Source organism: Leptolyngbya sp. FACHB-711, from assembly GCF_014695615.1.
Lineage (GTDB): Bacteria > Cyanobacteriota > Cyanobacteriia > Elainellales > Elainellaceae > Leptolyngbya_A.
The window spans coordinates 1-8221 of record NZ_JACJOR010000170.1 but is presented as its reverse complement, the minus strand read 5'-3'; the positions used below and the strand labels follow the sequence as shown (position 1 = coordinate 8221).

The 8221-nt window shown below is 52.9% G+C and carries 11 protein-coding genes; 6 read left to right on the top strand and 5 right to left on the bottom strand.

Going from position 1 to position 8221, the window contains the following annotated elements:
* Positions 1–197 (bottom strand): PmbA/TldA family metallopeptidase (locus H6F80_RS30630; RefSeq protein ID WP_347277830.1); only part of this gene is annotated, 197 nt, incomplete at its 3' end.
* Between the two features lie 30 nt (positions 198–227).
* Positions 228–764, bottom strand: coding sequence for a hypothetical protein (locus H6F80_RS05865; RefSeq protein WP_190790656.1), 537 nt, complete (start codon positions 762–764; stop codon positions 228–230).
* A gap of 105 nt (positions 765–869) precedes the next feature.
* Here H6F80_RS05865 and H6F80_RS05860 point away from each other — a divergent pair, with 105 nt between their 5' ends.
* The 5 genes from H6F80_RS05860 to H6F80_RS05840 all read left to right on the top strand — a co-directional run bounded on the left by H6F80_RS05860 (position 870) and on the right by H6F80_RS05840 (position 4620).
* Positions 870–1199: a hypothetical protein gene (locus H6F80_RS05860; RefSeq protein ID WP_190790658.1), complete on the top strand. Its 330-nt coding sequence runs from the start codon at positions 870–872 to the stop codon at positions 1197–1199.
* 120 nt (positions 1200–1319) lie between these two features.
* Complete coding sequence (locus tag H6F80_RS05855; protein ID WP_190790655.1) at positions 1320–2063, top strand: hypothetical protein; 744 nt, start codon at positions 1320–1322, stop codon at positions 2061–2063.
* 103 nt (positions 2064–2166) lie between these two features.
* Positions 2167–3249 carry a 3-isopropylmalate dehydrogenase gene (gene leuB / locus H6F80_RS05850; protein ID WP_190790654.1) on the top strand — a complete coding sequence of 361 codons (1083 nt, stop codon included), beginning with the start codon at positions 2167–2169 and terminating at the stop codon, positions 3247–3249.
* Between the two features lie 101 nt (positions 3250–3350).
* Complete coding sequence (locus H6F80_RS05845) at positions 3351–3620, top strand: hypothetical protein (RefSeq protein ID WP_242067187.1); 270 nt, start codon at positions 3351–3353, stop codon at positions 3618–3620.
* Positions 3621–3627: 7 nt separating this feature from the next.
* On the top strand, positions 3628–4620 hold the full coding sequence (locus H6F80_RS05840; RefSeq protein WP_190790653.1) for a threo-3-hydroxy-L-aspartate ammonia-lyase: 993 nt from the start codon (positions 3628–3630) through the stop codon (positions 4618–4620).
* 52 nt (positions 4621–4672) lie between these two features.
* Here the strand turns inward: H6F80_RS05840 and H6F80_RS05835 are convergent, their stop codons facing one another.
* A complete protein-coding gene (locus H6F80_RS05835; protein WP_190790652.1) occupies positions 4673–5260 on the bottom strand; it encodes an SRPBCC family protein in 588 nt (195 codons plus the stop codon).
* 427 nt (positions 5261–5687) lie between these two features.
* On the opposite strand from H6F80_RS05835, the gene H6F80_RS05830 reads away from it, so the two are divergent.
* Positions 5688–7391, top strand: a complete 1704-nt coding sequence (locus H6F80_RS05830; protein WP_190790651.1) for an ATP-binding protein — start codon at positions 5688–5690, stop codon at positions 7389–7391.
* A 380-nt stretch (positions 7392–7771) separates the two neighbouring features.
* Here H6F80_RS05830 and H6F80_RS05825 read toward each other — a convergent pair whose 3' ends face one another.
* Together H6F80_RS05825 and H6F80_RS30270 are read right to left on the bottom strand one after the other, a co-directional pair.
* Positions 7772–7978, bottom strand: a complete 207-nt coding sequence (locus H6F80_RS05825; protein WP_190790650.1) for a hypothetical protein — start codon at positions 7976–7978, stop codon at positions 7772–7774.
* The gene (locus H6F80_RS30270; protein ID WP_277879050.1) at positions 7978–8109 is read right to left on the bottom strand and encodes a hypothetical protein; all 132 of its coding nucleotides are present in this window, start codon (positions 8107–8109) and stop codon (positions 7978–7980) included. Before H6F80_RS30270 ends, H6F80_RS05825 begins: the two co-directional genes overlap by 1 nt.
* Between the last annotated feature and the right edge of the window lie 112 nt (positions 8110–8221).

Here is an 8221-nt window from a genome sequence, read left to right as displayed (position 1 = left end):
GTGGAACTGGCGAAGCCCAATCGTCCCTCGCGAATGACCCGCAGCGCAACGCCCTGAACGGCTTTCGTTTGCAGCGACTTTAGCCGATTGTTTTCAAACTCGATCGGCGTATCCTGACTGGAGACAAAATAGACTTCGGCAGCATCAGTTCGCTGGGCGGCAAGGTCGAGAATTTGTTGAAGAATCGAATCGTTCACGGTAAGCGCAATCTGAGGACTATCCCAATTCTAATGCTGGCTCAGCCAGACGAGTCCCCCCAGAATTAGCCCGATCACCCCCAGTGCCACCCAGATAAAGCCGTTGTCCTTTGTGTCCACCTGGCTCAGATCGATCGGCTCCAGCTCTGCCTGCGGTTGGGGACGGGCAGGACGCGCAGTAGGAGCCGGATAGGCAGACATCGCCTTGTTGCGCTCCTCGGCATCAGCAACGCCAGATAAATCGGGAATCTTCGTCATCCATTCTTCGCGGCGCTTTAGTTCGGGAGCCTTGAGAATGTAGAGCAATCGGCTACCTTCTTTGCGCGTTTTTAAGTTGGGATGGTTTTGGAGCTGCTCACACAGGGCGATCGCTTCGGTTTGCTGTCCGTTTGCCTGATATGCCGTCACCAGCCAGATCTGGGACTCGCCGCCCAACGTGGAATTTCGTCCCGCCAGATTCACCGCCTTTTCCAGAAACTCGACCGATCGGCGATATTCCCCTCGCTCAAAGGCTGCCTGCCCTGCCTGATACTGTTCCCGCGCCAGTTCTGTATTGTCCTCTGCCACGATCGCCTCTTGTGATTGCTTTTCTTTTTAACCTAGCGCAAACCTCTTCATCAGAAGTAGAGACTCACGGAGGATAATAGGCGAATACCCCAGAGCGTGAGCGAGATGTTTGCCGATACCTTTTACCTGATTCGATCGCGCCAGGATGGACAGTACCTCGTTGCCCGCCCTCGCCGTGCCGATGCCGCTCGATCAGACGATTTGCCAGAACAGCCTTCTGCCGGATTTGTGCTGCTGTTTGGTGAACATGCCGATGCCCTCAGCTATCTCAACAGCCATGCCCGCGAACTCGCCGATCGCTTTGCTGTCGAATCAATCCCCAAAACCCAGCTTGGCAGTTTGCTGAAACGGTGGAGCTTTGAAGGCTGCGGCATTGTTACTGATCCGCTCCTACCCAAGGTTGAATTTCTGCTGCGAGAGCGACGCTTGCCCTAGCGTCTTCTGCCTGCCTGAATTCCTGTCCGAATTTCCTTCGATCGACAGACGAAAACACTCGATCGCGCTGTCTAGGGTACGCAACAGTAGCAACCGTAAGCGATCGAAGGAATACAGGCAATGACCAAACACCAAGAAAAACATCACGACGATTACGACGAAAAATACACCGACCCTGAACTGCGACGACGGCTCAAAGATGAAATCATGGCATTGGACAAGGGCGGCGAACCGGGGCAGTGGTCAGCCCGCAAAAGTCAGCTTTTAGTGCGGGAATACGAGCAGCACGGCGGCGGCTATAAGGGCGAAAAAGACGAAGCCGCTCGATCGCTTGAAGCATGGTCGGAGCAAGACTGGCAAACGGAAGAGGGTGACGATCGTGCCCGCGAAGGCAATGTTACGAAACGGTATCTGCCAAAGGAAGTCTGGGAAAAGTTGACCGACGAGGAAAAGGCGGAAGCAGAGCGTACCAAAGAGGAAGCTTCAAAGCACGGTGAACAGCACGTTGGCTATACGCCTGCAATCAAACGTGCCCTGCACGAAGTCGAAGCCGAGCATCACCCCGATTCAGGCGAGCAGCAGCCTGACAAGAAAGGCTCTGAGAAAGATCCTGAGAACAAGACTTCCGATAAAAAACAAGCCAGCAAAAAGCAGTCTGAGTCGAAGCAGTCTGAAACCAAGCAGTCTGACAAGACCGACAAAAAGCAGTCTCAGCAGAAAGACAAATCGAATGATTCAAATGATTCAGAAGATAGCCTGAGCCAGAAGGAACTGTACGAGCAGGCAAAAGAATTGCAAATTGCAGGACGCAGCAAAATGTCGCGCGAAGAGCTAAAAGCCGCAATTCATAAGGCAAAGCAGTAAACGCAGCTATCAACAGGGTGTCGCTTCTTCGGTACAATACGATCCGCGAGTTTTTAGCGTCGATCGCCTTCTACCTTAGTTCTCTAACACCCTTCTAACCACCATGACGAAGCAATACCGCATCACGCTGTTACCGGGCGATGGCATTGGTCCCGAAATTATGACTGTCGCTGTAGCAGTGCTGAAGCGGGTCGGCGAGCTTTCAGGGATTGGGTTTCAGTTCAAAGAGGCTCTGGTGGGCGGGGCAGCGATCGACGCAACCGGAAATCCTTTGCCCGAGGAAACCCTGGCAACCTGTAAAGATAGCGATGCAGTCCTACTGGCGGCGATCGGCGGCTATAAGTGGGATACGTTACCCAATGCTCAGCGACCGGAGAAGGGTTTGCTGAATTTGCGGGCGGGTATGGAGCTATTCGCAAATCTACGTCCGGCGACAATTTTGCCGCAGCTCATCGATGCCTCCAGTCTGAAGCGAGAAGTCGTGGAAGGGGTGGACATTATGGTGGTGCGCGAACTGACAGGCGGCATTTATTTTGGGCAACCGAGGGGCATTTTTGCGTCAGAAACCGGAGAGCGGCGCGGCGTGAATACGATGGTGTACTCGGAAGGGGAGATCGATCGCATCGGGCGAGTTGCCTTTGAAACGGCTCAAAAGCGCAAAGGACGGCTCTGCTCAGTGGATAAGTCGAACGTGCTGGAAGTCTCTCAGCTCTGGCGGGAACGAATGACCCAGCTTGCGAGCGAATACTCCAACGTGGAGCTGTCTCATCTGTATGTGGATAATGCGGCGATGCAGTTGGTTCGTAGCCCCAAGCAGTTTGACACGATCGTTACCGGAAATCTATTTGGCGATATTCTCTCTGACGCTGCCGCTATGCTGACGGGAAGTATTGGCATGCTGCCCTCTGCTAGCCTGGGGTCATCGGGTCCGGGCTTGTTTGAACCCGTTCACGGTTCCGCTCCTGACATTGCTGGACAGGACAAGGCAAACCCGATCGCCCAGGTGCTTAGTGGCGCAATGATGCTGCGCTATGGCTTGAATGAACCGGAAGCTGCCGATCGCATCGAGCAAGCAGTTCTCAAAGTGCTGGATATGGGCTACCGCACGGGCGATATTATGTCCGAAGGGATGAAGGCAGTCGGCTGTCAGGCGATGGGTGAGGCATTGCTATCGGCTCTGGGCTAGCCCCCTATTTTGCTAAAATGCCGAAAAAATTGTGGCTATCCCTTGCTGGAATTCCATAAATCGATTAGAGTCTAGGTCGAGTTACGCCAGAGGCAATTCTCATGGTCTATGCATCCCGGCCCGCAGTTCCCGCAGGCATCCCTGTTGAAGAAGGCAGTCTTTCTGCCCTGCTCGACCCCTCGCTGTTGCAGGCAGCCCGCAATATCTACCGCACCTATTACGAAGTGCATCCCGATGAAGTGCAGCGTCCGCTTGGCGTGGCGATCGATCGATTTAGCCTGCGTGGCAAGCTGATTTTCAACGGTAAGCCCGTCCTGCTGCCCAAGGAATGCTTTATTCCCATTAGCCAGATCGAGCCGGGATTGCGATAAGCCGTCGATGACGCTCTCAGCTTCCGAAACAGCGATTCCTGATTCAGAAATTTCCTATGCGGCGATCGAGCAAGCTGCCGCCCGACTTGTCGATCGCGCTCAGATTACGCCTGTTCTCGGATCCCGCACGGTAAACGATCGCACCGGGGCACAAGTCTTTTTTAAGTGCGAAAACTTTCAGCGCACCGGGTCTTTTAAGTTTCGCGGCGCATTTAACGCTTTATCCCAGCTCACGCCCGAACAGAAGCAGCGCGGCGTTCTTGCTTTCTCGTCGGGCAATCACGCTCAGGGAATGGCGTTAGCAGGACAAATTCTGAATATTCCCACCACGATCGTTATGCCTCAGGACGCTCCTACCGTGAAACAGGCGGCAACCCGCAGCTATGGTGCAGAAGTGATTTTGTACGATCGCGCTTCTGTAAAACGGGAAGAACTCTGTGAGCAAATCGCGATCGAACGAGGGGCAACCGTAATCCCACCTTATGATCATCCAGACATTATTGCCGGACAGGGCACGGCAGCCAAAGAGCTGATTGAACAGGTTGGATCGCTCGATCTGCTGCTGGTTTGCTGTGGCGGGGGTGGGTTGCTTTCTGGGTGTGCGATCGCCGCTCATGCGCTCTCGCCTCAGTGTCGCGTGATTGGTGTCGAACCGGCTGCGGCTGACGATGCTACCCGATCGTTTTATACCCGTACCCTGCAAACCGTTCAGAACCCCGACACGATCGCCGACGGAGCCAGAACACCTTTCCTGGGCAAACTCACCTTTCCGCTGGTGCTGCGCCATGTGCAGGACATGGTAACGGTGAGCGATGAAGCACTGCTGCGATCGATGGCATTTCTCTGGGAGCGGCTCAAAATTGTGGTCGAGCCAACAGGTGCACTGGCAGCCGCTGCTCTGCTAGAAGGTATAGTGAAGGCTCCCGGAAGCCGAGTAGGCGTAATGATTAGCGGCGGTAATGTAGATTTGACCAAGATCGCGAGTTTACTAATTCACTAAATTCGCCGGGACTTTCCCGTCCATCCACTCATTCATCCACGCACCCGCTCTTCTACTTGCCCACCATCGCCCCTTCCTCAAACAGCTCCTGCGCCCGATCGCGAATCGCACACAAATTCACCACAAACCCACGTTTCAGCCGTCGTTCGATCAGCCCGATCGGCATGGTGCGAGGCGGCAGCACCCGAATTGTGTAGCTTAGCTCGGTGAGGCGATCGTTTAAGCGCAGCAAATCCCAGCTTCCCGAAAATTCCTTGAAGTCTCCTTCCACCATCTGAAACGCGATCCGATTGGGGAAACTTTCCACCATATCCAGCACAACTCGCGCCCGGAACTTGAAATTGAGGAATTTTTCTGCGCCGATTTGCTCGATGCGAATGCGGTGCGGATGAGAAAGTCGCTGGCTCTTTGCCAGGTTGGGCACAAAGTCTGCCAGACGATCGTAGTCCGTCAAAATCTGCCAGAGCTGCTCTGGTGGGTAGGTCAGTCGAATCCGGGCGGAAAGCTGGCGATGCCGTCCCTCAGCGCGATCGGTCGAAACCTCTACGTCTGCTGAATCGATCGGTTCTGCAACCGTCTCCTCGTTTTCTACGGGGTCGAGGGTGATGAAATCAGCTTGCAGTTCAGACTTCGCTTCCATAGATTCGGTGAAATAAACTTCAGTGCTGGAGGGGCGTTGGATGACTTGCGCTAGGCAATCCCTTAACAAAACTGGGGAAATTAACGGCAGAGCAGCGATCGTGAGCGGATGCCTCAGGAATGATGCCCAACCTTTACCTTATGATCACCTACATTTTCCGTTAATGCTACCTGATTCGATTTGCAAAATGGGTTTCTCAGAACTCATCAAAATAACTAAATTGAGTAGATTTGAGATAGATCACCTGTTCTTTTCCTATGATGATGGGAAAGGAGTTCATTTGATCTGATCTTCGACCATAACCCCTGCGGGTCTAAACTAACCGCTCTGACCGCGAAACCAGATCCGTGAATTCCCGCTATGATTCAGTACGCTGATTTTTTGCAAACGCTCAGCAAACCGATAAGCAAGAACGATCGCATTCCCTATGGTTTCAGCCCCTACTCGTATCGCGATGGCTCCAGTAATTGGCACGGTCAAAGGACCGGGGGAGAACGGCAACCAGTACGTTTTCATTACTGCCGATAACCGTCAGGTCAAAATCGGTGAATTTGTTTATTACCAAGCCACCATGTCGGGAGAAAACGGCTCTGAACCGTTGGTACTGCAAATCCTGGGGAAAATTTCCGATCGCCGCCTGCTGGATCATTTGCCCGATCGCATTTTTGCCGATACGGAAATCAGCCCGGAAACGATCGCCGCGCTGGTGGGTTTTGTCCATCCCAACCCGGAGATCTACGAAGTGACGGTCGAGGTGATTGGTCATTTTCATCCGGCATTAGGGTTTATGAACCCCCGACTCACGCCCGATCCGGGGGCAAAGGTTTATTTGGCAACCAACGATCGCCTCAAAGAAGTTCTGAGCAAAAAGCAGCCCGGAGCCATCGGGTCTGCCCATATTGGTTCGCTGCTACTGCGTGATCCCCAGGCAGTGCCGATCGCCCTGGATGTCAAGGAACTCGTCAGCACCCACATGGCCATCCTGGCAGGTACAGGCTCCGGGAAATCCTACACCGCAGGCGTGCTGGTCGAAGAACTGTTGTCGCCCCACAACCGCGCTGCCGTCCTGATTTTTGACCCTCACGGTGAATACGGCACGCTGGCAGAACTGCGTGGACACCCTGCCTTCACTGCCCCCGACGGCTACGCGCCCCAGGTCAAAGTTCTGACGCCCGAAGATGTGAAAATCCGCATCTCGTCGCTGGACTACTACGATATTTTGACCTTGCTGCCGGAAATGAGCGATCGTCAGCAGTCGATTTTGAATAAGGCGTTTGTGATTGTCCGCAAGCACCGCTATGGAGATTACCGCTGGGGAGTGCAGGATCTGATTGCGGCTGTGTTTGAAGCCGATCGCACCCAGGACGACGAAGGCAACGAAAAAGTGGGAACCTCGGCTCCGGCGATCGAGTGGAAGCTGGAAAAACTGGCGCGATCGTCCTATTTCGACACCATGCAACACCTTTCGCCCAAGGATCTCTTTGCACCCGGACAAGTCACCGTTTTGCAAATGAACGAAATTAGCCAGGAGGAACAGCAGGTGATTTGCGCGGCAGTGCTGCGGCAGGCAAACCAGGCACGCATGAACACCCAAAAGGAGCTAATTACCCCAGACGACGAGAATTACTTGCCTTATCCGGTGTTTGTCTTGATCGAGGAAGCCCACCGATTTGCACCCGCCCACGAACCCTCGCGCTGCAAAATGATTCTGCGAACGATTCTTAGCGAAGGACGAAAGTTCGGCTTGGGCATGGGGCTGATTACCCAGCGTCCCGGCAAGCTCGATGCGGATGTGCTGTCGCAGTGTATGAGTCAGTTCATTATGCGAATCGTGAATCCGGTAGACCAGGACAGCCTCAAATACGGGGTAGAAGCCGCCGGACGCGATCTGCTCAAGGAACTTCCCTCCCTCACCAAAGGACAGGTCATCATCTCAGGAGCCTGCGTCAATACGCCTGTGCTGTGCCAAGTACGAAAACGCCTCACCAAACATGGCGGCGAGACCCTGGACGCTCCCCAGGAATGGCAAAAATTCTTCCAGTCTCATCAGGTGGAAGCCCGCAAAATTGAAGAAGCTCCAGTTGCAAGCCGATCGCGCCCCAAAACTTACAAAGGCTTGAGTATGGATTGAGCTTAATTCAGATTGGGTTGGCTCCTATTTATTACCAGCAGAACGTCATGCCGCAAAGTAAACAAACTTAACACAAACCTTAAATCATTCTAAAGCGCTTACCCAAATTAAATGGGGGGATCAATGGGTAAAATTCCCCTACTCAAGAAGGGTGCGCTAAGCAATCATAGATATATAGATAAAAGCTGCTGGCGCCCTGATATAGCCAGTTTTTCAAAAATCATCAACCCCACGATTAGGTTGATAGTTATAAACACCAGACTCCAGGCTCCGGCTTGGGGTCTAATTGTTTTTAAACCGCTTCTAAGATGAAAAAGCCTCTCCAGTTAGAAGAGGTTCATGGGTGAATCAAAAGCATTGTTGCGATTAACTCTGAATTTCTAACTCTGATTTTTCAAAGCCTGCACAATCTCCTGCGCGAGCTGTTTACTCCACACCTGCTCAAACGGGCAGGAAACTTTGCTGTCTTCTCGCTCAAACCAGGTGAGGGCTTCTTCAAGCTGGCTTACAGAATAGGTGTCATTAATCAGCATTTTGGTCAAAAGAGAGCGCACAATCATTGCCTGAGCATCATTCAACATCAGCATCAGCAGGGCTCCTGGCGATCGCGCTTGGACAAAATCACCATCGCTTTATCGATATCCCGCACTTTTATCGATCGCAGGGCAGCGAGAAGCGATCGAATCAATGCAACTTCGTCATCGGTGAGTGTGACCATAGGTTAACCTTACTAAGATTATTCTGATTTTATCCGCATAGCCGCATATCCGCAAGTTCAGATGAAACAATATCTGTTGTGCCGATGTACCTTGTGTATTCAGTGAGTGCTA

What these genes read in the sequence shown, in the direction of transcription:
- H6F80_RS05840 (WP_190790653.1), top strand. Translation starts at nt 3,628, where the DNA reads ATGACGCTCTCAGCTTCCGAAACAGCGATTCCTGATTCAGAAATTTCC.
- H6F80_RS05860 (WP_190790658.1), top strand. Translation starts at nt 870, where the DNA reads ATGTTTGCCGATACCTTTTACCTGATTCGATCGCGCCAGGATGGACAG.
- H6F80_RS05845 (WP_242067187.1), top strand. Translation starts at nt 3,351, where the DNA reads ATGGTCTATGCATCCCGGCCCGCAGTTCCCGCAGGCATCCCTGTTGAA.
- leuB (WP_190790654.1), top strand. Translation starts at nt 2,167, where the DNA reads ATGACGAAGCAATACCGCATCACGCTGTTACCGGGCGATGGCATTGGT.
- H6F80_RS05830 (WP_190790651.1), top strand. Translation starts at nt 5,688, where the DNA reads ATGGTTTCAGCCCCTACTCGTATCGCGATGGCTCCAGTAATTGGCACG.
- H6F80_RS05835 (WP_190790652.1), bottom strand. Translation starts at nt 5,260, where the DNA reads ATGGAAGCGAAGTCTGAACTGCAAGCTGATTTCATCACCCTCGACCCC.
- H6F80_RS05855 (WP_190790655.1), top strand. Translation starts at nt 1,320, where the DNA reads ATGACCAAACACCAAGAAAAACATCACGACGATTACGACGAAAAATAC.
- H6F80_RS05825 (WP_190790650.1), bottom strand. Translation starts at nt 7,978, where the DNA reads ATGCTGATGTTGAATGATGCTCAGGCAATGATTGTGCGCTCTCTTTTG.
- H6F80_RS30270 (WP_277879050.1), bottom strand. Translation starts at nt 8,109, where the DNA reads ATGGTCACACTCACCGATGACGAAGTTGCATTGATTCGATCGCTTCTC.